The 24348-nt window shown below is 40.8% G+C and carries 22 protein-coding genes; 6 read left to right on the top strand and 16 right to left on the bottom strand.

The features are described from left to right. Positions 1 to 5: 5 nt before the first annotated feature. On the top strand, positions 6 to 1127 hold the full coding sequence (locus CYAN7822_RS11795) for an ABC transporter ATP-binding protein (RefSeq protein ID WP_013322501.1): 1122 nt from the start codon (positions 6 to 8) through the stop codon (positions 1125 to 1127). Between the two features lie 6 nt (positions 1128 to 1133). On the opposite strand, the gene CYAN7822_RS34540 is transcribed toward CYAN7822_RS11795, so the two are convergent. After that, positions 1134 to 1682, bottom strand: a complete 549-nt coding sequence (locus tag CYAN7822_RS34540) for an HMA2 domain-containing protein (protein WP_013322500.1) — start codon at positions 1680 to 1682, stop codon at positions 1134 to 1136. A 320-nt stretch (positions 1683 to 2002) separates the two neighbouring features. On the opposite strand from CYAN7822_RS34540, the gene CYAN7822_RS40175 reads away from it, so the two are divergent. Then, positions 2003 to 2128 carry a hypothetical protein gene (locus CYAN7822_RS40175; RefSeq protein WP_280989998.1) on the top strand — a complete coding sequence of 42 codons (126 nt, stop codon included), beginning with the start codon at positions 2003 to 2005 and terminating at the stop codon, positions 2126 to 2128. Positions 2129 to 2363: 235 nt separating this feature from the next. Here CYAN7822_RS40175 and CYAN7822_RS11785 read toward each other — a convergent pair whose 3' ends face one another. After that, positions 2364 to 2753, bottom strand: coding sequence for a four helix bundle protein (locus CYAN7822_RS11785; RefSeq protein ID WP_013322498.1), 390 nt, complete (start codon positions 2751 to 2753; stop codon positions 2364 to 2366). A gap of 114 nt (positions 2754 to 2867) precedes the next feature. Between CYAN7822_RS11785 and CYAN7822_RS11780 the strand changes: the two genes are divergently transcribed. Further along, on the top strand, positions 2868 to 3254 hold the full coding sequence (locus CYAN7822_RS11780) for a C6orf136 family protein (protein WP_013322497.1): 387 nt from the start codon (positions 2868 to 2870) through the stop codon (positions 3252 to 3254). A 96-nt stretch (positions 3255 to 3350) separates the two neighbouring features. On the opposite strand, the gene CYAN7822_RS11775 is transcribed toward CYAN7822_RS11780, so the two are convergent. The 14 genes from CYAN7822_RS11775 to CYAN7822_RS11710 form a co-directional block, all read right to left on the bottom strand. Further along, the gene (locus CYAN7822_RS11775) at positions 3351 to 4721 is read right to left on the bottom strand and encodes an alkaline phosphatase family protein (protein ID WP_013322496.1); all 1371 of its coding nucleotides are present in this window, start codon (positions 4719 to 4721) and stop codon (positions 3351 to 3353) included. A gap of 53 nt (positions 4722 to 4774) precedes the next feature. Further along, positions 4775 to 6025 (bottom strand): metabolite traffic protein EboE, encoded by a 1251-nt coding sequence (gene eboE, locus CYAN7822_RS11770; RefSeq protein ID WP_013322495.1) that lies wholly within the window; start codon positions 6023 to 6025, stop codon positions 4775 to 4777. Between the two features lie 32 nt (positions 6026 to 6057). Then, positions 6058 to 7260 carry a 3-dehydroquinate synthase gene (locus CYAN7822_RS11765; protein WP_013322494.1) on the bottom strand — a complete coding sequence of 401 codons (1203 nt, stop codon included), beginning with the start codon at positions 7258 to 7260 and terminating at the stop codon, positions 6058 to 6060. Between the two features lie 82 nt (positions 7261 to 7342). Further along, entirely contained in the window at positions 7343 to 8245 is a 903-nt protein-coding gene (gene eboC / locus CYAN7822_RS11760) for a UbiA-like protein EboC (RefSeq protein ID WP_013322493.1), read from the bottom strand. Between the two features lie 9 nt (positions 8246 to 8254). Further along, on the bottom strand, positions 8255 to 9166 hold the full coding sequence (locus CYAN7822_RS11755; RefSeq protein ID WP_013322492.1) for a TatD family hydrolase: 912 nt from the start codon (positions 9164 to 9166) through the stop codon (positions 8255 to 8257). A 52-nt stretch (positions 9167 to 9218) separates the two neighbouring features. Beyond that, positions 9219 to 9962 (bottom strand): EboA family metabolite traffic protein, encoded by a 744-nt coding sequence (locus tag CYAN7822_RS11750; RefSeq protein ID WP_157871806.1) that lies wholly within the window; start codon positions 9960 to 9962, stop codon positions 9219 to 9221. After that, positions 9952 to 10185 carry a hypothetical protein gene (locus tag CYAN7822_RS40490; RefSeq protein ID WP_013322490.1) on the bottom strand — a complete coding sequence of 78 codons (234 nt, stop codon included), beginning with the start codon at positions 10183 to 10185 and terminating at the stop codon, positions 9952 to 9954. The genes CYAN7822_RS11750 and CYAN7822_RS40490 overlap by 11 nt, the downstream gene beginning before the upstream one ends. Positions 10186 to 10218: 33 nt before the next feature. Further along, a complete protein-coding gene (locus tag CYAN7822_RS11740; protein ID WP_013322489.1) occupies positions 10219 to 11418 on the bottom strand; it encodes an NHL repeat-containing protein in 1200 nt (399 codons plus the stop codon). 204 nt (positions 11419 to 11622) lie between these two features. Beyond that, positions 11623 to 12753, bottom strand: coding sequence for a scytonemin biosynthesis PEP-CTERM protein ScyF (scyF, locus tag CYAN7822_RS11735; protein WP_041933666.1), 1131 nt, complete (start codon positions 12751 to 12753; stop codon positions 11623 to 11625). A gap of 171 nt (positions 12754 to 12924) precedes the next feature. Continuing rightward, the gene (locus tag CYAN7822_RS11730; protein ID WP_013322487.1) at positions 12925 to 14214 is read right to left on the bottom strand and encodes a ScyD/ScyE family protein; all 1290 of its coding nucleotides are present in this window, start codon (positions 14212 to 14214) and stop codon (positions 12925 to 12927) included. A 103-nt stretch (positions 14215 to 14317) separates the two neighbouring features. Then, positions 14318 to 15289: a scytonemin biosynthesis cyclase/decarboxylase ScyC gene (gene scyC, locus CYAN7822_RS11725; RefSeq protein WP_013322486.1), complete on the bottom strand. Its 972-nt coding sequence runs from the start codon at positions 15287 to 15289 to the stop codon at positions 14318 to 14320. 9 nt (positions 15290 to 15298) lie between these two features. Then, a complete protein-coding gene (gene scyB / locus CYAN7822_RS11720) occupies positions 15299 to 16348 on the bottom strand; it encodes a tryptophan dehydrogenase ScyB (RefSeq protein WP_013322485.1) in 1050 nt (349 codons plus the stop codon). Between the two features lie 38 nt (positions 16349 to 16386). Next, positions 16387 to 18237, bottom strand: a complete 1851-nt coding sequence (locus CYAN7822_RS11715) for a thiamine pyrophosphate-dependent enzyme (RefSeq protein WP_013322484.1) — start codon at positions 18235 to 18237, stop codon at positions 16387 to 16389. Between the two features lie 239 nt (positions 18238 to 18476). Continuing rightward, complete coding sequence (locus CYAN7822_RS11710; protein ID WP_013322483.1) at positions 18477 to 19709, bottom strand: hypothetical protein; 1233 nt, start codon at positions 19707 to 19709, stop codon at positions 18477 to 18479. 613 nt (positions 19710 to 20322) lie between these two features. Here CYAN7822_RS11710 and CYAN7822_RS11705 point away from each other — a divergent pair. The 3 genes from CYAN7822_RS11705 to trpA are packed head-to-tail and all read left to right on the top strand — an operon-like array spanning position 20323 to position 24301. Next, on the top strand, positions 20323 to 22533 hold the full coding sequence (locus CYAN7822_RS11705; RefSeq protein WP_013322482.1) for an anthranilate synthase: 2211 nt from the start codon (positions 20323 to 20325) through the stop codon (positions 22531 to 22533). Between the two features lie 58 nt (positions 22534 to 22591). Beyond that, entirely contained in the window at positions 22592 to 23440 is an 849-nt protein-coding gene (trpC, locus tag CYAN7822_RS11700; RefSeq protein WP_013322481.1) for an indole-3-glycerol phosphate synthase TrpC, read from the top strand. A 39-nt stretch (positions 23441 to 23479) separates the two neighbouring features. Beyond that, positions 23480 to 24301, top strand: a complete 822-nt coding sequence (gene trpA / locus CYAN7822_RS11695; protein WP_013322480.1) for a tryptophan synthase subunit alpha — start codon at positions 23480 to 23482, stop codon at positions 24299 to 24301. Positions 24302 to 24348 lie beyond the last annotated feature (47 nt).

Here is a 24348-nt window from a genome sequence, read left to right as displayed (position 1 = left end):
AACACATGAAAGCTGTGGAGTTAGTCAATGTTTCTAAAAGTTTTAAAGGAACTCAAAATCGAGAATTCTTAGCGGTAGAGCAGATTAATGTAGAAATAGCTCAAGGAGAATTCTTCTCTTTGTTAGGCCCTTCTGGGTGTGGAAAAACCACCACTTTACGCATGATAGCAGGATTTGAACTGCCCACCTTTGGAGAAATTTATATAGAGGGACAAGCGATGGAAAAACGCCCGCCTTTTCATCGCCCTGTGAATACCGTCTTTCAAAATTATGCTCTTTTTCCCCATTTAACCGTCGCTGAAAATGTCGCCTTTGGCTTAGAAATGGAGAAGATCCCCCGTGCAAAAATTCGGACACAAGTCACAGAAGTATTAGAAATGGTGAAATTAGTCGGATATGAAAAACGCTATCCCAGGCAATTATCCGGAGGACAACAACAAAGAGTCGCCTTAGCCCGAGCATTAGTAAAAAAACCCAAGGTACTGCTATTAGATGAACCTCTAGGCGCATTAGATTTAAAACTACGCAAACAGATGCAGCTAGAACTAAAACAGATGCAGCAACAGGTAGGAATTACCTTTATCTACGTCACGCATGATCAAGAAGAAGCTTTAACCATGTCAGACAGAATTGCCGTAATGAATAAAGGAAAAATTTTACAGGTGGGAACACCAGTAGAAATTTATGAAGAACCGACCTCACACTTTGTTGCTGATTTTATAGGAGAGACTAATATTTTAAGGGGGCGGGTGGTGAAACAGCAAGAAGACGAATTGCTCGTTTTAATAGATAATCAGTTAATGATCACAGTGCCCTATGGCGAAAAAATAGCAATAGATCAAGCAGTTAATTTAGTGATCCGTCCTGAAAAAGCCACCCTTTATCCTGCTAACCATGAAGATCAGTTCGGAACTCGTTCCGCACCCCAATCTAGTTGGTTAGGAAAAGTAGAAGAAGTCGTTTATATAGGCACAGATACTAGATATGTTGTCCGACTGGGTGAACAACATTTGATTACCATTCGCCAGCAGAATATTCATCGGAGTTATCTTCAGCAATATCAAGCGGGCGAAGCTGTTAAAGTCAGTGTATCGGCTGATAGTATCCGCCTTTTGTTAGATTATTGAGACTCTTTAGGTCGTAGTCGGGGAATTTTCGGCTTCAGTGGCCAATTTAAGGCAGTAACTTCCTAAAAGTAAAAGCGGCCATCCTGGAACTAAAGGAAGAGGGACTAATATCCCCCCAATAACTAGACTGGCGGTGCCAATGCCGCTTAAAATTTGTTGCTTATTTTGGTTCCAACTGTCGGTCAAAAAGGCTGTAAAATCAGTATTGTTATCTAAAATCAGCTTACGCTTTTCTAAATTTTCCAGATAAGCAGATAGCCAGCTTGTAGGAGTCAGGGAAGCAAAAATTTTAAAGAGCTTTATCCGAAAAAGCTGTGGGGAAATTTTATCACTGTTGTAATGAATAATAATTGAGTTATTGATCAGACTTAAGCGTACTTCATCAACAAAATCTAGATTCTTGATCGCCGTTTCAACCGGTTCATGTAAAGAAGGATATTCTTGTAACCAAAGAAGACGTACTCTCATTCTTCCTGGAATTTCATGAATAACTTCCCATAGAGGGATTTCCGAAAACGGCTCGGTAGAATTACTCAGTTGTTCAACAGTAATCATTTTCTGTTTGTGTTAATGAAAATTTAATGAATGATTGTTATTTTAACAAAACTTATTCAGGGAATAGAAAGTAGGGCAATTTCTTCTTACCTCTTGCGGAAACTTTTAAACGAGTGTTACGCTAAGATAATATAATTTAAGAGAAATTACCTAAAACTCCCCTAGTAGCATAGCCAGCTTCAGGAAATCTACTAATGCATACCAGGATTTTCAGGAATTTTCTTTTAAATCAAAAAACATCTAGACTAAATAATTTTGACATCTAAAAGAATATAGAGGTAACCGTTATGTGGCAATTTTTAGCAAAATTCAGCAGAAAAATGTTCAAAAAATCCCAAAACCCCCAGCCATCTGCTCATACCTCTCAAATTGAAGAAGCAAGCTTGTCTTATCCTGGGATTATCGGACTCGGTGCCATTTGGGAAATCTATGATATGTGGATATAGTGGATATAAACGTATACAGATCACAAAAACCCTGGGAGTCTTGCCGTGTTTCGACCCCAAGGTTTTTGTACTGCTCGTTCTTGCTCCTCACACACACCCCGTATGATATCTAAGTATAGTTAAAATTAATGGCCTCTTAAGGACAGTTTTTAAACTGTCACACTCCAAGTGTGAGCAAAATTTATGAGAACTATCTAGTATTTTATCCTGTAATTCGCTCAAAATTAAGAAAATTTTAAGATTTGGGCACAGTCCATTGTTCAGAGTGTTGGATCAAGTTAATCAGCATTTCTAAAATACAGTTGTAAGTTCTGTATAGTTCTCGGCCTGCTTCAACATTTATATAATTACATTTAACAGCAAATTCAAGCCAGGTTTGCGTTTCTGCGGCTTCGACTTGTGAATCATTTAATTTAGCCACAAAACCATTGTGAAAGCGGCGTTTATGCCAAGCTTTGGCCAAATTAGTACAGACACAACGAGAAGATCGACGTATGGGTTCAATGAGTGCCTCTTTCTCTTCAAGAGGAAACTGCTTAGATAACTCAAAAATTTGCATCGCTGCTTCAAAAGCCTTTTGATAGACTTGTAAATCTTGATAACGTTTAATAGCCTCGTTATTCATATCATTGAAGTCAGTATTTTTTACTATAATGCCCAAATTTACAATTTTTCTATCACCACCCCATAGGCGGCAAGCTAAGATCATCAACATTATTTAATTTGGAGCGAAAAAAAGATGAATATATTAGAAATTCTCAAAGACGACTATCAGCGTTTTCCCGTGAACCAGACTTATCACATTTATGGGGCTAACGTCTATTTTAAAGACCCAGTGAACGAATTTCGGGGAATTAAGCGCTACCAAGAAATGATTCAGTTCATGGCCACTTGGTTTAAACAAATTAAAATGGATCTCCATGATATTTATCAAAAACAGAACATTATTTATACCGAATGGACTCTCCATTGGACAACTCCCCTACCTTGGCAACCCCGTATTGCTATTCCCGGTAGAAGTGAGTTAACGCTTGATGACAATAATCTGATTATTTCTCATGTAGACTATTGGCATTGCTCCGGATGGGATGTGATTAAACAGCATTTTGCCCTAAATAGGAAATAGGGAACACCCCAACAGGCAACAGTAGGAATTGTAGTTTACTCACAGATTAACTATAGCCAAGAACCACTGCCGCCTGCCTTCTCTCCCCAGAAAATATTATTGCCACAAATGTTGTAAAATCAAAGAAAAAACCTCTATAGCTTCAATTTTATTAGCATTAACTAATCCTGAATTTTGAGTAATAAAAACCGGACTATCGCTCAACAACGAAGGTAAACAGCCATGAGAACCCCTTACTAAAGAAGCATCTAAAGAAATAACATCCATTAAATAACGAAAACCAAGCCGCTTCTTCAACAAATTTAAACCCACTTTTAACTGAGGAAACTTAAGGCGAGGATCGATAAATAACTCAACCGGATCATAACCCGGTTTCCGGTGAATATCCACCGTTGTCGCAAAATCCGGCGCACGCTTATCATCCAGCCAATAATAATAAGTAAACCAAGCATCAGACTCAGCAATAAGCACTAATTCTCCGGCTCGAGAATGATTAAGATGATAAACAGATTTCTCTTCTTTATCTAATACCTTTGCCACCCCATTAGCCGACTCCAGCAAATCGCGCACTTTATTAATATAACTGGGATCATTCACATAAACATGAGCCAGTTGATGATCTGCCACAGCAAAAGCAATACTCGCCCCAGCGTCTAATAATTCTTTGCCCATTTCCTCCCGTACCGTTAATAAACCCGCCTCTCGTAAAATACGGTTTAAATGAATCGGTTTAGATACGTCCGTAATGCCATATTCAGACAATACAATCACCTCAGCATCACGAGCCGCATAAAAATTAATTAAATTTTGGCAAACCCCATCAATCTCTTCTAAATCTTCTTTAATCTGATTTAAATCATTACCAAAACGCTGTAAACAATAATCTAGATGAGGCAAATAAATTAAAGTTAAACTAGGATTGTAGCGTTCCTCCATCCATTTAGCACTATCAGCAATCCATCGAGTAGAATCAATAGAAGTATTAGGCCCCCAAAACTTAAAAAGCGGAAATTGGCCTAACTCAGATTGAATAGGTTCACGAATATCAATCGGTTTAGTATAAATATCAGGAATCTTTCTTCCATCGGCAGGATACATCGGTCGTGGTGTAATTCCATAATCTGCCCCAGAATACATATTATACCACCAAAAAAGATTGGCACAGGTAAAACTGGGGTCAACACCACGAGCCACATCCCAAATTTTTTGCCCTTGAATCAGTTTATTAGACTGCCGCCAAAACTTCACCTCACACTCGGAACGAAAATACCAACCATTACCCACAATGCCATGCTCATCAGGCCATTTGCCGGTTAAATAAGTCGCTTGTACCGAACAAGTTACAGCAGGTAATAGGGGCTTAACCATAGCCAATTTTCCCCTAGATGCCCATTGTGATAAAAACGGAGTATGTTCTAATAACCTCGAAGTTAAACCAACAACATTAAGAACAACAGTTTTTTGCATTATTTTAAATCCTTTAATTTTATATTTTAAATAGATTTTATTCCCGAATATACTTAATCGGTGAGTAAACTACAATTCCGAATTTCACCTTTTTCTATAATTGAATTTACCCACTGATATTCCCGTTCAATAGAAGTCAACAAATCCAATTTCATCTCAGTGGGCAATACATCCCAAGTATAAGTCTCAATTTCAAGATGCTCACAAACCGGATTATTTTGTAATAACATTAAAACCTGAATAAGGTCATCTTGAGTAGACTCTAAAATATTATAATTGCCAATAAAAATAGGCACATGAAAATGAATCCGCCACTCTTTAGCCGCCGACTGTTCTAAATATCGCATTGCCATTGCTAAATCCGGATAATGATGTAAACTCCCATCAGCCCATTGTTCAATCACTTGATGTAAATAAGTTGATTCAGCAAAAGGTTGTAATCTTTCCTTTACCTTAACTCGATTTTCTTCCCCTAAAGTGGCACGAATCGCAGCACTTAATTGAATCTTACCAATATTAATCCCCGCCGCTTGACAACGCTGAAAAACCGATAGTGGCTCCTCATATTCTACCGCAAAATGACAAGTATCATAACACAAACGTATATGTTTCCGCAGCATAGATTCAGCCGCCAAGCGAGAACACCCCTGACGAAACGATAAATAATCCGTCCCAATCGGTAATAACCAATCTTCAAAAAAATTAATAATTTCTGCCGTATTTTCTAACAAACCATCGGGTTCAGGTTCCAAATTTAAATGAATCAACTTACCGGTTTTATTATAAATATCTGCCATTTCAGCCACAAGTAAAGCCAAATTAAGACTACTTTCTTTAAAAAGTGAATCCCAAGCCGCTTTATAATTTCTCCACCAAGGCTTATAAGATAGCGGCAAAGTGGAAATACTGCCCTCTATCCCCTCCGGTAAAAGAGACGCGAGAATATTAATTAAACGTAACGTATAAGTCAGACGGGAACGCTTTGACCAATCTGGGCTATAAACTTGATCTTTAACCACTTGATGATGAAAGCCGCCAAAAGGAAAACCATTCAAAGTAAACACATATAAATCCTCTTGGCTTAACCAACACTGAAACTGTTTTAAATTATCCCCCTCCAACAATTCCCGCGCAGCAACATCAGCCAACCTTAACCCAATACCAAAACAAGCATCAGGAGACAACCTCGCTTTTAGAGTCGGAATATACTCTCTTAAATTTAAATCAACTTGCCGCCAAGATTCCCCCGGATGAATATTCGTACAATAAGTTAAATGAAAATTCTTATTTTTTCCAACCTTCATAGACTCCACCAAAAATTATCTTAAAAAAACCCTTAGCGTCTCTGCGCGAAACCAGAAGAGCGGAAACTCTGTAACAAACCAATGGCTTGTCGATACAAATCAAGCTCAACCTCATGAACTTCAACGCCTAACCCAACACCTTGTAACAGAGTAATCGTTAACTCTCCTCCCAAATGTTCTTGAAACTCAGTTAACCCTAAAAACAAATCCTTATCTAAAGCCAACTCAGGTACATACAAATCAAAACCAATAGCCACCAAAGTGCTTAAAATCTGCATCCAATCATCTTTCAAAAGCAACCCAGACAAATAAGAATAAGTACAATCAAGAGCCATCCCAATAGCCACCGCTTCACCATGACGGAGACGATAATCCGTTAAATGTTCCAAGCGATGGGCAGCCCAATGACCAAAATCCAAAGGACGAGAAGAACCCTTTTCAAAAGGATCACCACTATTAGCAATATGTTCTAGATGCAACTGGGCACAACGATAAATTACCTGTTGCATAATATCCATATCTCGATGAGCAATTGCTTGGCTATAACTACTAATAAACTCAAAAAAATTAGCATCTTTAATGAGAGCCACCTTAATCGCTTCTGCAACCCCTCCTCGCCAGTCTCGCTCATCAAGAGTGGTCAAAAAATTAGCATCATTTAACACCGCATAAGGAGCCGCAAAAGTGCCCAGAAAATTCTTTTTTCCAAAGGCGTTAATGCCGTTTTTAACCCCAATACCCGAATCATTTTGAGCTAAAACAGTGGTGGGAATTCTAATTAAACGAATACCTCGGTGAGCCGTAGCCGCAGCATATCCCACCAGATCCAGCACCGCTCCGCCACCAATGGCTAAAATATAAGAATGGCGGCATAATCTGGCTCCATTAATATAAGCCTGTAAATTATCTATTAATTTGGGTGAGTTTTTGGCGGCTTCTCCCCCTATGACGATGACGGGTTGAGCCGCTAGGGTAAATAATTCTTCATAGCGTTGGCTATAGGTTTCGAGTTTTTCTATTAAGTTTCGATGATGTTTTAAGACTCCTGAATCGATGATAACCATCACTCGTTTGATTCTCGATTGGTTATCGGCTGCTATGATTTGTGCTAATAAGGGATTGTCTAATTCAAATAATCCTTTAGTAAAGTGAACATCATAGTGGAAGGTAACAGGGACACTCTGATGTATCGGTTGGAGAGTTAATAGAGGTTTTTTGGATAGACTGATGGTCATTTGAGTTTAGATGTTTAGAGTGATTTTCCGCAGATGAATAGGGATGTGTTTTTGCTTTGGTACGAGTCAGATATTCTTCTGTTTAGGTGACGGCAAATCGTCGTGCTAATAGAAGAGACAGAGGGAGTAAGCTTAGTATGAGTAAGCTGTTGATGATGGCTCCGAAACTGGCGGCTAGGGTTGCATCTAAGAGAATTAGAGAGATTACGCCGGCTTTTACAGCTTTACCAATTAATTCCGGTTGCGGTGTCAGAGCGGCTTTAATCCAAGCGGGTACTACTCGAATGGCGAATAATAGCCAAAAGGGTAAGGTATTAAGGATGTTTTTAGCTCCAAGCCACCATAAGCTCCCTAGCACGACGCTTAACATCAATAAGGCTAAGATGCCGGTGCTATGTTTACCTCCATGCACTTCTCCCCTAGACATGGCGGTGATGGCGGCTATATAGATTACGGGAATAAGGGCGATATACCACTGTTCAACTAATAACTCGGGTACGATACTGACTCCTAAGAGTAAATTACCGCCTCGACATAATCCCATATTCAGAGGACTGATGAGGAGGCGATGTTTACCCCAAGCATCGTACAGTAGAGCCGCTAAAGCAATTCCAGTGGCTAATAAGAAACTAGATAGAGAAACTTGTGCCGCCGCCCCAATTCCTAGGATTAATAATGCAGTTCCTAAATAAATGGCTCCCAAACGATTCGCACGTCCGCTAGGAATAGGGCGCTCCGGTCTTTCTTGGGCATCTAAATCTGCATCAAAAACATCGTTAAAAACGATCCCTCCTCCATAAAGCCCGGTTGTAGCTAGTAATAAAAGACCTAGTGAGGAAAAATTTGAGTGAGTTAAGGTTCCCGTCACTGTAAAGCCGGCTAAAATGTCTGCCCAAGCGGTAATAATATTAGCCGGACGCATCAGTTGCAGATAAGCAAAAATCCGATGTTGAATGGAAAAAGTTTTGATCCCTTGAAGCTGCATAGTTTTTGTCTATTCAATTAAAACATAATCACGGGCTGAGGTTTCTATTAGCGGCTTCTGTCCCCGTAAAACCGAATTACCACTAAATAACTGTCGCTGATCCACCGGTTGAGGATTTAGCCAGTCTTGCTCGTTCATTTGACCACTTTGGCTATAGGCGGCTAGGGCATTTTCATAACATACGGCTCTAATATGTGCCTCGGGAATGCCTCTTTCTTTCATTAACTGAGCGGTTTTCGGTACGGCTAGAGGATCGCTGATGCCCCAATCTGCACTACTATCGACAATAATGCGCTCACATCCATATTGACGAACAATTTCTACCATTCGAGCATTGCCCATCTTGGTATGAGGATAAATGGTAAACGCCGCCCAAAAGCCCCGGTCTAGCACTTCTTGCACGGTTTCTTCGTTGTTGTGGTCTACAATCACTTGAGAGGGTTTTAAACCATGTTCTAGACATACATCCATACTGTAGCTGGTGCCGGCTTTTTTATTGCGGTGAGGCGTATGAATTAACACCAGCATATCCAGTTCTTTTGCCAATTCCAACTGAAGACGGAAATATTTGTCTTCTGCCGGGGTCATATCATCATAGCCAATTTCACCAATAGCCACTACGCCTTCTTTGCCGAGATATAGCGGTAACAGTTCCATAACGGCTTCGGCGAGGGGTTCGTTATTGGCTTCTTTTGAGTTTAGCCCAATGGTGCAATAGTGACGAATCCCAAATTGCCCGGCTCGAAAACGTTCCCACCCTACCAGACTGCTAAAATAATCTTGAAAACTCGCTACGCTTGTACGGGGTTGTCCTAACCAAAAAGCGGGTTCAATAACTGCTACAATTCCCGCATCTCGCATGGCTTGATAATCATCAGTAGTACGAGAACTCATGTGAATATGAGGATCGATATAGTTCATAAAATTACTCCTTAGTCATTAGTCATTGGTCATTAGTTATTAGTCCTTCCCCTTACTGGCTATCCGAATAAGCTAACATTCGCTCTAATTCTGCAATAATGGAAGCGTTACCATAAGGTTTGATCACTGCCCAAATTTCAGAAGGCACTGAACGATTAGCCGCCCATCTTTCTTTGGCATAATCAATTAACATTTGAGATAGTTGGGGGTTAGATCTTTTCTCAAGTCCTTGAATTAAATTCAGTGGACTCCCGATAAATAAAGCTTTTAATACCATCTGATTCCAGGCAATATCATCAAAATATTCGGCAGGATAAGGATTACATAAAGCAACCGCATTGAAAACGGCCGTCATGTTGCTACGAATTCCCTCAGCCGCACGCAGGCGATACTGTTCAGGATAAGGTAACAAGGGTAAAGCTTGATAAAGAGCAACTAATTCACTCACATCAGCCGCCGTAAATACTTTTTCTAACGTTTGTACATACTCTTGGGCGTTATCCTCCGGAACTGATAAAGCTAGGAGTGTGCGAGCGGCTTGATCGATGCTCCAATTGTAGGGACACCAACCCGAACGCATCACCTCAATGGTTTGCCAATCATCAAGGGTTAATTTTAAATCTTCTTTGCCGGTATGGCGAGGCACTGCGCTAAAAGCCAGAAAAAATACTTTCGCTGAAGATCCTTGAGCAATTTGTTGCCGCTTTTCTTCTAGCCAGGTTAAAGCCTTTGTGTCAACCTGTCGTGAAAGCCATTTATTAAGTAACTTGATTACATTAATTCGATTAGAATTCATCGTCATAATATATAGATTTTTTAAGCCGATCAACAATATAGCAATCGCCAAGATGGTTAGAAAGCTTGGTCATCTCGGGTGCTGGCTTTTTCGTATGCTGACATAAGTTAATTGTCTTGCGACTCAGTGGAAAGATTTGATCCACTTCAATCTTCTTCATGCCATCTAGATCAATGGCTTGAATGATTTTTTGACGTAGCTCGGAAATGTAGGGTTTGGGCATTAGATTATTAATGGTTTTCCACTCGATATCATATCAGTTATTTGTCTTAGCCGCCAAGGCAGTTGCTATAAATCCCATTAAAAGTAAGGTTAAAGCTAATACCGGTGAAGATTCCGGAACGGCAATAATTTCTACTTTTGAATTAATGCCATTGATTAAATATATATTATCCTTGTCGTTGACTTGAAGGTCTTGCCAGTATTGAATCTGGTTATTGATGCCATCGATAAAATAAATATTCTTCGGGCTATCTGAATAAATATTTTTGACCTGGTAAGAATTAAAATTATCTTTTGATTTTAACAAATCCAGCCAATTATTAGGCAGAAAATCATTATAAAACTTACCGTTTTCCAGACTTGCCAATGAATTAGCTTGAGATAAATTTTCCAAAAGATCGGCAAACCCATTAATATCTTGATCAATGGAAAAATTAGATTCCCAATCCCAATGGTAATTATAAGTCTGCTTAAAACTATTTAAAAAATCTACGATTTCGGAATTATTTGGCAAAACATTTAACTGATTATTAATCCCGTCTATGAGATAAAAATTATCATTTTTCTTAACCCGTGTTTCACTTACATGAGCTTGAAATTGTTGATTAATACCATCTAGGGGATAAAAATTATGATTAGCATTAGTAAAATGAATTTGATTAGACTGCTTAGGCTTACCCGTCTGATCTAAACTTAAAGTTTTAAGCCAGCTAAATTGACTAGGGGGGTTATTATTCTCTGACGAATCTGACAGGTTACTAGCAGGATTAAACACACTGATGCTGTTGTTGATCCCATCCACTAGATGAAGGTTCCCATTGCTCAAACTCAAAGCTTGAAGCTGGTTATTGATTCCATCAACAACATAAACATTATTAGCATTACTAGAAGTAATTTGACTAGAACGATAAAGATTGCCCGATTTATCTATACTTAAATATTTTTGCCAACGAAACTCTCCGTTATTGCTACTAGCCGGCGAAAGGCTGTTGTTAATAGAAAAAAACTCAGAGGAGGGATGTAATGCCTGTAAACTATTATTAAATCCATCCACAGCATAGATGTTGCCGGCTCCCGTTATCTCTAAACTTGAGCCTACGATAAGCCCCTCATCTGTATGGCTGGCAAAACGAACAAAAGATAAACTTAATGAATGAGCTTTATCGGGTATTACTAAACATATTAAACCCCAAACTAAAAAAGAAAAGGATAAAACTTTTAGAGGCTTTTTCATTAATTTAATGACTCACATAAATCCTGATCACTAAGCATAATTTCAAGTAGTAGAGACGTTATTTGCAACGTCCCTACAAGCTATTTACCTAGGACTTACGCACTCTCCACGAAATCATTAGGGCTTGAGATTGGTCCGCGATCCTTCGCTTCGCTGGTGGATGACATAAAATCGTTGTTTTTATTTGGGAGTGCGTAACTCCTATTACCTTTTCTTAAGCGCTCTACGAAAGAATCTTGTTCCTACTCCAAATAGCACGACACCTAATAGGGTGTTCGGTTCCGGAACGGCAGTAGTGTTAACGTTCAATACCTGAACCCGACCTTGGAAGAAATCACCCACATAAAGCTTGTGATTATCGTAGTGTAATCCGGCAGTCCAGTTAAAAGTACCTGGTGTGAGGTCTAAGGGGTTGCCAAAAGGAGGTTCTCCTAAAGCCGGTGGAGGTGCCGCCGCCGCTTGACCAAAGCTAGTCAGGAAATTCCCGTTTTGATCAAAAACTTGAACCCGACTATTCTGAGAATCTGCTACATAAATATTCTCATTCTCGTCTACTTCGATGCCAATGGGTTCCTTAAATTGTCCAGGTCCGTCACCGCGAGTACCAAAAGCAAACAAGGTATCACCTTCAGCATTGAGAACTTGAACTCGATTATTGTATTGGTCATTGACATAAATATTCCCAGTGTTGGGAGAGATAGTGATGCCCGCAGGACCGAGAAATTGACCAAGTCCGCTACCACTAGAACCAATGGTGTTAATTAACTCACCGTCTCTACCATAGACTTTAATCACGTCCTCGCTAAAATCAGTCACATACAAAATACCATTTTTATTAAATGACATTCCTCCTGGACCAAAGAAAAGCCTTCCATCTACCGGGCCCCCAAATGAACCAAAAGAGGTAATAAATGCCCCTGTATTGGGATTATAAACATCTATTTCACTGTTAAAAACATCGCCGACGTATAGGTTACCGGTCAGGGGATCAAATTTGAGGTCGGCGGGTTCATCAAGCCCTTCTCCGTGTCCCTGTCTCCCACTTCCCACTGACCGAAGATAGTTACCCTGAGCATTGAATACATCGACCCGGTTACCCACATTCGGGTTAAAAGAACCGTCCGGATTCAGTCCTCGACCATTACTGATAAAAATATCACCCGTTGAGTCTTGTACTCCTATCCCTTGGGGAACAAATAACTGTCCCGGAGCAAAACCGGGTTCGCCAATTTGACGATCAAAGGTTAAGGTTAAGGCCTTAGCGTTGCCTGCTGTGAAGCATAGCATCAATCCGCTACTGGCGACGGCTAAAGATATATGTTTGACTAATTTCATCTTAAAACTCTTGTGTAAATTGGTGGTGATAACTCTACTAAAAAGAATAGGGAAAGCCAAGAGAAACTGTAGGGGCGGGGAAAAATTTTCAATTGATTGAATCATTTAAAGTTAATCTAATGGTTTTTACCCTACTCCCTACAATGATTAATCAGTTAATGATTCAATCGTTTAATCCTTGTCAGATTCCTGCTTTTTATTGAGACTATGGCGGAAAAATCTTGCCCCTACGCCGAATAGCACTACACCCAATATGGTGCTAGGTTCCGGTACGGCTGTAGGATCAATAGCCAGTATTTGTCCCTGTCCTGCCAGTCGAGAAAAGTTTGAGGTATATAAGCGACCATCAGGTCCAAAAGTTAGCCCCGATGCGGCAGCTAACCCATGACCACTAAGCACCGTTTTGCGAGTTCCATCAGGGGCAATTTTAATGATCGAACCACTGATATCACCAATGATATTACCGCCTTGCTCAATGGCTTTCCATTCTGACTGATTGATATGTTGCAGAGCATATAAATTGCCTTTGTCGTCGTAGGTGACACCCGTCAGTTGAGTAAAGCCATTATAAAGGACTTGCGTTTGTAAGGTAGTGGGGTCCACTTTAAAAATACGGGCATCCCCTTCAGGATAAGGGAAAGCTGAGTATTCTGACACCGTTAAACTGCCATCAGGCGCGAAAGCGATACCGGTGGGAACTGATTGTAAGGTTGGCTGAAAAGGCGGCGCGCCTTCACCGGGTGGCAAGGGAGGAAACTCCGCATCACTCGGTAGAGGTTGGAGCGGGAAGGCAGCTACCCCTTTACCTTTAAGTCCGCTTCCGTCGAGTCCGATAGAATAGATTGTATTTCCCCCTCCATCAACAACATAAGCCAAATCGTCTTTAATACCCAATGCGTAAGGGTTAGTAATTAGATCAGTTCCATCAGGATTATGATCGATTTCATACTGGGCAAAGTCAAAAATACTGCTTAAAGCCTTGGTGTTTGTGTCGTATTTGTAGAGTTGTCCCAAAGTAGGCTCTTTTAACGTCGTATTCCGTAGCTTCGGGTCGCCAGCATAGCCAAATAATAAGTAAGCATTACCCAGACTATCAAATTTAATATCTGCTGGCCCAGCCGCTTGTTCTCCAGAGGGGGTTAGGGCTAAAGAGGGAAGATTGGAAATTAGGGTTTGTTTTTGACCATCTAGCGTAATGCGGCTTAATTTGCCGGTATGACCCGCACACAGAGGAATATATTGGGCACTCGGAGAAGGAATACATCTTCCGTCTGCACCGTCGCCTCCTTTGCCACTCTCTGTGACATAAATACTGCCGTCGGGAGCAAAGGCAAGATTGCGCGGGTTATCTAAACCGGTGGCAATGACTGAGATGGAGGCAGCTTGTGCGGCAGCACCGGTTACTAGAGAAAAACCAAAAGTAACTAGGGAAATTGTGTATTTTAGTGATTTCAGTTTCATTTCTGTGATTGATGGAGTTATGAAAAAAATTATGGGTGTTTGTTGTTGGAAAGATTGGCTTTTTGATTTCGCGCTCCAGAGCCAAGAGGCGAAGAAATGAGGTTTATACTAAAGCCGCAGTAGTGTTTTTATTGCTGGGGCGATAGCTCATTCCTTGGGCAAAACTTTGGGTGTTGCCGGCTTGCGCTTCGAGTAATCGTTTTATGTTCATACTTTCAGCGCCAAAGTCTTGTAGTTGCAGTTTGCCGTGTTTTAAGGGATGATCTACAGGCCAGAAGGTAATCTGGTGTAGTATAAATCCTTGTGCAGAAGGATCACCGAACGCATAAGAGCAGGGAATAATTACGACTGCACAACGCTGGATAAAGTTATGTTCGGGATAAAAATAATTTTGCTCGATTAAGTAATATTTATTGAGTGCATGGGTTCGCAAGGTGACGGTTACTTTCTGAGCGTATTCGTCTAAAAATTCGCCTCCTTCAGGGTTAAGTTTCCCTGTTGAACGCAATAAATGCGCCCAGTCATCCATATTACGTAAGTCTCTTAGGTATTCAAATCCTAATTCAATGGGTGCATCGACAAACATTGTATTGGTGTCAATTTTATAACGCCCAACAGCAGCAGAGGTATGACCGGCTTTTCTTTCTAAAATTGCTTTGAGTGAGCGACATTCAGAAGTATGTACGGTTTCAATTCCCTCCATGATCATTGGTGTTCGCCGTTTAGGATCGACAAAACTTAGCCAGTGAAAATAAACGCCGCTTTCATCTGAATTGGGGTCTATATATTGAGGTGTAAATAGAAAAACTGGATAAACTTGAAAATATTTTTGATATTCTATGCCACAATGCCATTCAATCCCTTTAATGGTTGGATGCTCGATTTTTTTTACGTGATAGTAAAGATTGTGCTGATAGCCTGATGCTGTTCCTAACCAAGTATTGTCATCGACTTGTTCTAGCATACGGCTGTATAGCGTCCAATCATTTAGGTTTTCTAAACTACAAAGGTAGTCATGAACCGTTTCGGGCGAATTATCAATGTAGGCAGATGTGGCAAATGTATTTTGTTCCATAAAAATCCTCTATTTTACACCTAAAGGTTGAGCGTTCATGATTCTATTTTCCGCAATTTTTTGCGCGGCTTCATAAGGGGTGATTTCTTGAGATTTGGCTAGGGAAAAAATTTGTAGAAGAGTATTATAAATACTGTTTAAGTGAGTGAAGGCTTTTTCTTCTTCGTAGCCTATCATCTCATGATAAACATTAATTAACCCTCCAGCATTAATGACGTAATCTGGACAATAAAGAATGCCTTTATCTTCCAGTAATCTACTATGAAGCACTTCATTTTCTAGTTGATTATTTGCCGCACCCGCGATAATTTTTGCTTTGAGTAAGGGAATAGTTGAACTATTAATAATCGCCCCTAAAGCACAAGGTGAGAAAATATCTACATCGAGATTATAAATTTCTTTTGATTCTACCACAGTAGCCCCATAAAGCTGTTGCATTTTTTCAGCTTTTTTAGCATCAATATCACTAACAAAAAGCTTGACTTTATGCTCGTGCAGGTGCTTACAAAGATTTTGACCCACATTTCCCAGTCCTTGAACAGCGACTGTTAATCCTTCAAGGTTGGTTTGCTGCATCCTAAACTCTACTGCGGCTTTGATTCCCAATAAAACACCCATTGCTGTCATGGGAGCCGGACCGCCGGATTTTTCAGAGCGGCCGACGACATATTGAGTCTCTTTATAAATTTGCCGCACATCTTCGGGAGAAAGATTGACATCTTGTCCGGTAATAAACCGCCCGTTTAAACTATTAACAAAACGTCCATAAGCTCTTAAAAGCTCATCATTTTTGTCTTGAGGATTAGCAATAATTACAGCCTTGCCACCGCCCATAGGAATATTAGCACAAGCGGCTTTATAAGTCATGCCACGACTGAGACGTAAAACATCCCTTAAAGCATCGGCTTCTGATAGGTAGGGCCAAAGGCGGGTTGCTCCCATCGCTGACCCTAAATTCGTATTGTGAATGGCAATAATTGCTTTTAAGTTTCGCGCTTTGTCATGGCAAAAAAGCACTTGCTCATGGCCCATTTCGCTTACTGTTTCAAAGAGTTTCACTACCTAAACACCTCGACAATAAAGGTTTTATTAATGCTTTAAACTAAGGGAAAAGAAACTTGATGGTCTTGTTTTTTAGGATTAGATTTAATGCCTTGTGCAATTAAACCTTTGTTGCGTCCTTTGGAAGGAGCCAAGCAATGACGATCAATCGCTATATCTACAACCACCGGACTTGTTGCAGCCATCGCTTCTCTAAGTGCGGCTTCTAAGTCAGATTCTTTTTCTATACGAATTCCTTTAGCACCGACAGCAGAGGCCATCAGGGCAAAATCCGTGAAGGGAAGATTTGCATCTCCGTTGAGTCCTAATAAGGACATCCCTTGGCGACACATATTGTAGCAACCATCATTGAGAACCAGCCAGACAGCAGGAATTTGGTATTTTACCGCCGTGCTTACTTCACTGTTCATTAGCATGGCTCCATCTCCAACAATGGCAACCGCTTTACCTTGGCGACCCCAAGCCGCACCGATCACTCCGGTCACATTATGACCCATAGAACCTACGCCTGTACTGACTCGGTAACGTAAGGGTTGGCTAAATCTTAACAGGTGAGTTGCCCAAGTAAAGGAATTGCCGGACTCGGCTAAAACCACTGCATCGCTGCCTTCTACAATAATCCGTTGAATCGCTTGCATTAATACTTGAGGACGCACTAAATCGCTCTGTGCTGGCTCAATTTGTCCCTCTTCTGGATTAGGGAATAAGATTTCTTTTTTGCTATGAGAATTGTCCGGCCAGTTTTTTAATAAGGCAGAAACGAAAGCCGCTATATCAGAGACAACCGGGAAAGTCTCGGCGTAAGGATAGGAAACTCCAGGTACACTGGGATCAATATCAACATGAACAAATCCTCTAGAAGGAACTATCGAGTCACTCCAAAAAGAAGTCGGTTCCCCTAAACGAGTACCTAAAACTAAAGTACGTAGGGGAGGATACTCCTGCATATACTGACTGACTGATTCGTGACCCCCTAACCCAGTCACGCCGACAAACTGAGGATGATTTTCTGGAAAAATGCCTTTAGCCCGAGGAGAACACATGACCGCCGCCCCGGTTTTCTCAGCCAGTTCAAGAATTTGCGCGGCTGCACCACGAGCGCCAAAACCTAACCAAATGGCAAACGGACCTTCTGTGAGTAATTTGATTGCTTGTTGAATTGTCTCTGGGGAAGGAGCCGGTACAATAGGAGTCAACTCTAGATTAGGTAAAGATTCTTCTACTAAAGTGGTTTGGATAGCTGTTGGAATACTAATGTGAGCCACATAGCCGCCCGGATGTGATAACCCTAGAGCCAGTTTTTTCGCTAACTGTGGTAGTTGCTTGGGAGATTCTAAAACAGTTGCATAATTAAATAGTACCCCAGGGGTAAAAATGCCTCCTTGAGGAATAGAGTTACTACTGGTTTCCTGAATGGCCCAGCGTCCTCGCTGCGGTGCTGAAGTGCAAGCAGACAGTAAAATCACTTTAGCACCTTCATCACGAGCGGCTAATAGCCCAGTCAAAGCATTGGTAATTCCTGGCCCTGCGGTTGTAAAGATGACAATGGGTCGATTGCTGGCAAAATAAGCCTCTGTAGCGGCAAAAGCGGCTCCTCCTTCATGACGGCAATGGATCACATCAATCACAGGGCTATCGGATAAAGCACCCCAAACAGTAGCCATTGCGCCTCCAGATACGCCAAAAGCCTCGCGAATTTGCAGGTTTTCGAGAATTTTGACAATGGCTTGAGCTACCGTAAAGCGAGTAGCCCCAGGGTCATTTTTAGGGGTTGGGAGAGAAATTCTTGCTTCAATCTTGGAATGATGACCATTACTATAATCATTAGAAATAGTCTTTGTTAAGGTAAGATTGCCAGAATTTGATTGTAGAGATTTATCAGTCATAGCTTTTTTAATTTGTGAGTTTTTGAGTATTAAAATATGATCATTTATTGTGAGAGAAAAGAGTAGTATATAGCAAAGTTTGCCCAAACAAAAAACAGTAGACAGTAAGAATAAAATAAGCATTTTATCCAACTTTGAGAGTGTTCTACTGTAACTCATTCAACCCAGAATTGCTATATATTTAAACTACTCTTGGATCGGTTTAACCAAAAAAACTTGATTTTTCATTGAACAAACAGCTATCCAAAAAGGCTACTGCCACCAGCAAAGGGATTAGTTCCTCCTGTAAAAGGGTTGCCGCCTTCAAAAGGGTTGCCGTTTCCAAAAGGATTACCACCCGGGAAAGGATTACCGCTTCCAAAAGGATTACCACCTTCAAAAGGGTTGCCACCTTCAAAAGGATTGCCGCTTCCAAAAGGATTGCCAGGATTCCCTCCGCCAAAAAGTAATTGATCATCTGTATCAATTACGTTATCGCTGCTTAAATACCATTTGCCTTGATCATCTTTGAGTAAATAACCATCTCCAGATACGGGGATGACTAAATCATCGTTCTCAAAAGGATTACCTACACCAAAAGGATTACCATTATTGTCTGTAGAGTTTGTAGTACCCGGATAATTGCCTTCAAAAGGATTGCTGCCGCCAAGTCCAGGATTGCCATTAGTTCCAGGTTCATCGCCTTGAATAAAGGGATTTCCATCTTTAAGAGGGTCCCAACGTTCAAAGGGATTACCTGTTGGTATTCCTCCACCGGTGCCACCTCCTGGTAAACCGCCTCCTAAATTTCCAAAAATATCTTCTGGTCCATCAACCCCAGGAATATCTAACAGAACGCCAAAAGGACTCTGTCGCAGTAGTTCTTCTAAATCTGAAGAAGTAGAGTTAGCGCCTCCTTGAGTGGTAGTCGTATTACTAACTACACCATCGAAATCATAAAATTGATTGCTAGGAGTTTGTTCGCTATTTGTAATTAAAGAAATTTCACCATTATTAGCCATGACGTAGTATAGATCACTATTACCAAGGATTATTTGATTATTATCAGAAGTATCAATGCGATTGCCAGTGATTGTATTACCGCTACCGGTTGGCCTATTGCCATTACCTCCAATAGCATTGTTGCTGCCACTGGGTCTATTACCGTTGCCGGCTATAGTATTACTGTCACCTATATACCAATTTCCATTACCACTGGTGACATTTCCACTCCCGAAGTACCAATTTCCGTTACCACTGGTGACATTTCCACTGCCGAAATACCAGTTTCCGTTACCGGTGGTTTGATTACTGCTATTGAAATACCAGTTCCCGTTACCAGTGGTTTGATTATGGTTAGCGCCGTTTGTTCCAGCTTCAAAAGCAGGAGTATCATCGCCAATAAAGGACGGTATACCCTCTCCTGCAAACGGAGGAAAAATACTCACTCCAAAAACACCACCAGCAAAAGGGTTTCCATTGCTTTGAGCCATGAATACCTCTAACATTGTTCAATTGAGCAAGCCTGATTTTGTCTGCAAGGGATTTTAATTGCATGAATGCAAATAAAGAGCAGATACAGCCGTTGAACCTTTTGCCACTCGACAGATGCAAGAGACGTTTTAGATTGTAGTTAATTGGATAAAGGAAGTTTAATTCCAATCCCATTCAACTTTTGCATAGTATGAAGTCTATAGAATTCGCTCAGTAAGGACAATCAACTATTTTTTGCTTGAGGTTACTATTCTTTCGTTTTGAAATGGAGAGATGAAAGGGAAAGGGAAAAGGGGAAGAGAAAAGGCGCAAAGACGCTCTCACTAATGATTAATCACCCATCACTAATCACTATTACTATCTAAAGATTGTTCATTGCTACTTCTGAGTGGGCACCCTTAACATAGGCAGTAATCGTAAAGCATAACTTTAACCTTTAGTCTTTTTCCAGTTTGTATACATTTCTTTACTTGAAGCCTGGTGTGGGAGGTCCTCCTTCTGCATCAATTCTAAAACATTTGTATGGCAGTTGGCCGGTTGCCGTCACCAAGCAATTATTGAACCAAAATAAATGTATTTTCTACCCTTTACTCTTGAATATGAGGACCTTCTATGACTTTAAAATCCCATCGCTATACAACTACTGGCGGCATTCGTGTATCTCGCTCCACCGAGGAGATTTCTCTTGAGACAGCTTATGCCAATATCTTATCCCGTATAGACAAAGAACGAGGCGGCTTACTAGCCAGCAGCTATGAATATCCAGGTCGATATAAAAGATGGGCTATTGGCTTTATCAACCCTCCCCTAGAATTGGCAACTCGGGATCGAACTTTTACCCTAACAGCACTCAATAAGCGAGGTCAACGCTTGCTGTTGACTCTTGGTGAACGTTTAAGCGGACATTCTCAAATACAAAAACTAACCGTTAATAAAAGTTATATCGCCGGGGAAGTAGTAGCAACCACTGAGTTATTTCCCGAAGAACAGAGAAGCAAGCAGCCCTCTGTCTTTACCATTATTCGAGAAATTCAGCAGATTTTTTACAGTAATGAAGACGAGCATTTAGGGCTTTACGGTGCCTTTGGCTATGATTTAGTCTTCCAATTTGAGCCAATCAACAAAACCCTGCAACGAGCCATTGATCAGCGAGATTTAGTCTTATATCTGCCTGATGAACTGGTGATAGTGGATTATTATCTTCAGCAAGCTTACTGTTCTCAATATGAATTTGAGACAGATCGAGGCACCACACACGGGTTACCCCGTACAGGAGCCATCATTGATTACCGGGGATTACGTCGCACACCCGAACAAATCTCTGATCATTTCCCTGGGGAATATGCCCAACAACAAGTAGAAAAAGCGAAAGAATACTTTACTAGAGGCGATTTATTTGAAGTCGTTCCCAGTCAAAACTTCTTCCAAACTTGTGAAAAATCACCAGCACAATTATTTCGCACGCTACAGCAAATCAACCCCAGTCCTTATGGCTTCATCTTCAATCTAGGGGGAGAATACCTCATTGGGGCTTCACCTGAAATGTTCGTGCGAGTGGAAGGTAAATGTGTAGAAACTTGCCCCATCAGTGGAACCATTAGTCGGGGACAAGATGCCATTGATGATGCGGCTAAAATTCGGACATTGCTAAACTCTCTCAAAGACGAAGCCGAATTAACCATGTGTACAGATGTTGACCGTAATGACAAATCTCGCATTTGTGAACCCGGCTCAGTAAAAGTCATTGGTCGTCGTCAGATCGAACTCTACAGCCACTTAATCCATACCGTCGATCATGTAGAAGGAATTTTGCGACCCGAATTTGACGCTTTAGATGCCTTTTTGAGCCATACTTGGGCAGTTACCGTCACCGGAGCGCCCAAACGAAAAGCCATCGAATTTATCGAACAGCATGAAAAGAGTCCTAGACGTTGGTACGGCGGTGCAGTAGGTTATTTAGCCTTCAATGGAGACTTAAACACCGGTCTAATTTTACGAACCATGCGGCTCAAAGATTCTATTGCCGAAGTGCGAGTAGGAGCAACCGTGCTTTATGATTCCATTCCTGAAGCTGAAGAACAAGAAACCCTCACCAAAGCCGCAGCCTTATTTCAAACCCTCCGTCAAGCACAAGAAAAGCCCGAGCAGCTAGACAGTCTCAACCCAACCTTAACAAACACCGCTCCTAGCAAAAAAGTCTTACTCATCGACTATGAAGATTCTTTCGTTCACACATTAGCAAACTATGTTCGTCAGACAGGGGCACAAGTCAAAACCCTGCGTCATGGCTTTAGCGAAAACCTATTAGAGCTAGAATCCCCCGATTTAGTCATTTTATCTCCCGGTCCCGGTAAACCGAGTGAATTTAACATTAGCGCCACCATAGCCGCTTGTATTGAACGAAAAATTCCTATTTTTGGCGTTTGCTTAGGATTACAGGCCATTGTAGAAGCCTTCGGCGGTCAATTAGGCGTTCTCAAATATCCTCAACATGGCAAATTATCTCAAGTTCAGGTGATAGACCCCGAATCAGTCCTATTTAAAGGATTACCATCCTTTTTTGAAGTCGGCAGATATCACTCCTTATATGCCCTACCCGAACACCTACCCCCAACTTTAAAAGTCACAGCCGTTTCATCCGATGGGGTGATTATGGCCATCGAACATAAAACTTTACCCATAGCCGGCGTACAATTTCACCCAGAATCTATTATGACCCTAGCGGGCGGCGTTGGCTTGGCAATTATCAAAAACCTGAATCAATATTTAACAAAAACCCCAGAATTATCAACAGTATCAACAACTTTACAAGCCCTAACATAAACTCAGGTCAATCTATCTGCGTTAATCTATGTTTATCTGTGGATAATTATCAAAAAATATGCAAGCTTTTTCCCCCTTATCATCTCAAACATCCCCCCAAAAAACGCCTAATATATTAGCCAAAATAGTCCGACAAAAAAAGCAGGAAATTGAACAACTGTACTCTCAACATTCCTTAAAAGAATTAGAGTCATCTATTCATCAATATTCTCTGCCCAAAAATTTCCGACTTGCCCTCCACCAAGGGGTCATGCAACCTAGCTTAATTGCCGAAGTCAAAAAAGCTTCCCCAAGTAAAGGCATCATACGAGAAGATTTTGACCCTGTAGAAATTGCCACAGCTTATGAACGAAACCAAGCCGCTTGTTTATCAGTGCTAACCGATGAAAAATTCTTCTGTGGAAGTTTTGAAAACTTGCTCAGAGTGCGGCAAAATGTATCATTACCTTTACTGTGTAAAGAATTCATCATTGATCCCATCCAAATATATTGGGCAAGAAAGCATGGTGCTGATGCAATATTGCTAATTGCGGCGATTTTATCAGACCAACAAATTCAATCTTTTCTGAAACTGATTCATCGTTTAGGAATGGAAGCCCTAATTGAAGTACATACTTTAGGCGAATTAGATCGCGTCTTAAAGCTTTCTGAAGTACGATTAATAGGAATTAACAATCGTAACTTAGAGGATTTTTCTGTAGATCTTAAAACCACACAGCAACTTATTGCTCAAAGAAAAGAACAGATCGAAAATTTAGGCATAACCCTTGTAAGTGAGTCGGGTATCCATACAAAGTCTGATTTGGATTTTGTCCTAGCTTGTGGAGCGGATGCTGTTTTAATCGGAGAATCTTTAGTCAAACAGATTGATATCAAAACAGCCATTAAAAACCTTTATAGTCATTAGTTATTAGTTAAGGCTCAATTTTTAACTCTGAATTAACCGATGAATAACTCTATTGCCAATCGTTTTAAACTCTTAAAATCCCGTAATCAGTGTGCGATGATCCCCTTTATCACCGCCGGCGACCCTGATTTAGAAACCACCGCAGCCGCACTAAAAATATTAGATCAAAACGGGGCTGACTTCATAGAATTAGGAATACCCTATAGCGATCCTCTGGCAGACGGACCCATTATTCAAGCGGCAGCAACCCGTGCATTACAAAAAGGCACACAACTAGAACAAGTTCTAGAATTAGTCAACGCCGTCAGTCCCAGCTTAACAGCCCCCATTATTTTATTCACCTACTACAACCCCATTTTAAATCGAGGAATCAAAACCTTTCTAGCTCAAATCGCCGCAGTAGGAGTCAAAGGATTAGTGATACCCGATCTCCCTGTCGATGAAGCATCAGAAATTCTTGAAATCGCTGCCACCTACGGCATAGAAATCATCTTGCTAGTGGCTCCCACCTCTTCAAGAGCCAGAATAGAAACCATCGCCCAAAAATCCCAAGGATTCATCTACCTCGTCAGCGTAACCGGAGTAACCGGAATGCGCTCACAAATCCAAGCAAGAGTCAAAAATTTACTATCTGAAATTAGAGACATTACCGACAAACCCATCGGTATAGGCTTCGGAATATCCAATACTGAACAAGCAAAAGAATTAAAAAAATGGGGTGCCGATGCGATTATTGTCGGTAGCGCCATTGTCAAACGTTTAGCAAACAATAACCCAAGCGAAGGACTCCAAGAGATAGAAAAATTTGTTCGTGAACTCAAAACAGCAATAACTGATGAGTCATTAGTTGTTAGTCATTAGTTATTAGTCATCAATACCTTTGCGCTATTTGCCCGAAATCAAAAAAA

It is taken from the genome of Gloeothece verrucosa PCC 7822 (genome assembly GCF_000147335.1).
In the GTDB taxonomy this organism is placed as follows: domain Bacteria; phylum Cyanobacteriota; class Cyanobacteriia; order Cyanobacteriales; family Microcystaceae; genus Gloeothece; species Gloeothece verrucosa.
The sequence above is the reverse complement of the archived record's forward strand: the minus strand, read 5'-3'. Positions and strand labels throughout refer to the sequence as shown.

Coding starts and splice junctions, on each gene's coding strand:
- CYAN7822_RS40490 (WP_013322490.1), bottom strand. CDS start 10,185: ATGCCCAAACCCTACATTTCCGAGCTACGTCAAAAAATCATTCAAGCC.
- CYAN7822_RS11765 (WP_013322494.1), bottom strand. CDS start 7,260: ATGACCATCAGTCTATCCAAAAAACCTCTATTAACTCTCCAACCGATA.
- CYAN7822_RS11740 (WP_013322489.1), bottom strand. CDS start 11,418: ATGAAAAAGCCTCTAAAAGTTTTATCCTTTTCTTTTTTAGTTTGGGGT.
- eboC (WP_013322493.1), bottom strand. CDS start 8,245: ATGCAGCTTCAAGGGATCAAAACTTTTTCCATTCAACATCGGATTTTT.
- scyF (WP_041933666.1), bottom strand. CDS start 12,753: ATGAAATTAGTCAAACATATATCTTTAGCCGTCGCCAGTAGCGGATTG.
- CYAN7822_RS40175 (WP_280989998.1), top strand. CDS start 2,003: ATGTTCAAAAAATCCCAAAACCCCCAGCCATCTGCTCATACCTCTCAA.
- CYAN7822_RS11710 (WP_013322483.1), bottom strand. CDS start 19,709: ATGGCTCAAAGCAATGGAAACCCTTTTGCTGGTGGTGTTTTTGGAGTG.
- CYAN7822_RS11755 (WP_013322492.1), bottom strand. CDS start 9,166: ATGAACTATATCGATCCTCATATTCACATGAGTTCTCGTACTACTGAT.
- CYAN7822_RS34540 (WP_013322500.1), bottom strand. CDS start 1,682: ATGATTACTGTTGAACAACTGAGTAATTCTACCGAGCCGTTTTCGGAA.
- CYAN7822_RS11785 (WP_013322498.1), bottom strand. CDS start 2,753: ATGAATAACGAGGCTATTAAACGTTATCAAGATTTACAAGTCTATCAA.
- trpC (WP_013322481.1), top strand. CDS start 22,592: ATGCAAGCTTTTTCCCCCTTATCATCTCAAACATCCCCCCAAAAAACG.
- scyC (WP_013322486.1), bottom strand. CDS start 15,289: ATGGAACAAAATACATTTGCCACATCTGCCTACATTGATAATTCGCCC.
- CYAN7822_RS11750 (WP_157871806.1), bottom strand. CDS start 9,962: ATGAATTCTAATCGAATTAATGTAATCAAGTTACTTAATAAATGGCTT.
- trpA (WP_013322480.1), top strand. CDS start 23,480: ATGAATAACTCTATTGCCAATCGTTTTAAACTCTTAAAATCCCGTAAT.
- CYAN7822_RS11780 (WP_013322497.1), top strand. CDS start 2,868: ATGAATATATTAGAAATTCTCAAAGACGACTATCAGCGTTTTCCCGTG.
- CYAN7822_RS11715 (WP_013322484.1), bottom strand. CDS start 18,237: ATGACTGATAAATCTCTACAATCAAATTCTGGCAATCTTACCTTAACA.
- CYAN7822_RS11775 (WP_013322496.1), bottom strand. CDS start 4,721: ATGCAAAAAACTGTTGTTCTTAATGTTGTTGGTTTAACTTCGAGGTTA.
- eboE (WP_013322495.1), bottom strand. CDS start 6,025: ATGAAGGTTGGAAAAAATAAGAATTTTCATTTAACTTATTGTACGAAT.
- CYAN7822_RS11795 (WP_013322501.1), top strand. CDS start 6: ATGAAAGCTGTGGAGTTAGTCAATGTTTCTAAAAGTTTTAAAGGAACT.
- CYAN7822_RS11705 (WP_013322482.1), top strand. CDS start 20,323: ATGACTTTAAAATCCCATCGCTATACAACTACTGGCGGCATTCGTGTA.
- CYAN7822_RS11730 (WP_013322487.1), bottom strand. CDS start 14,214: ATGAAACTGAAATCACTAAAATACACAATTTCCCTAGTTACTTTTGGT.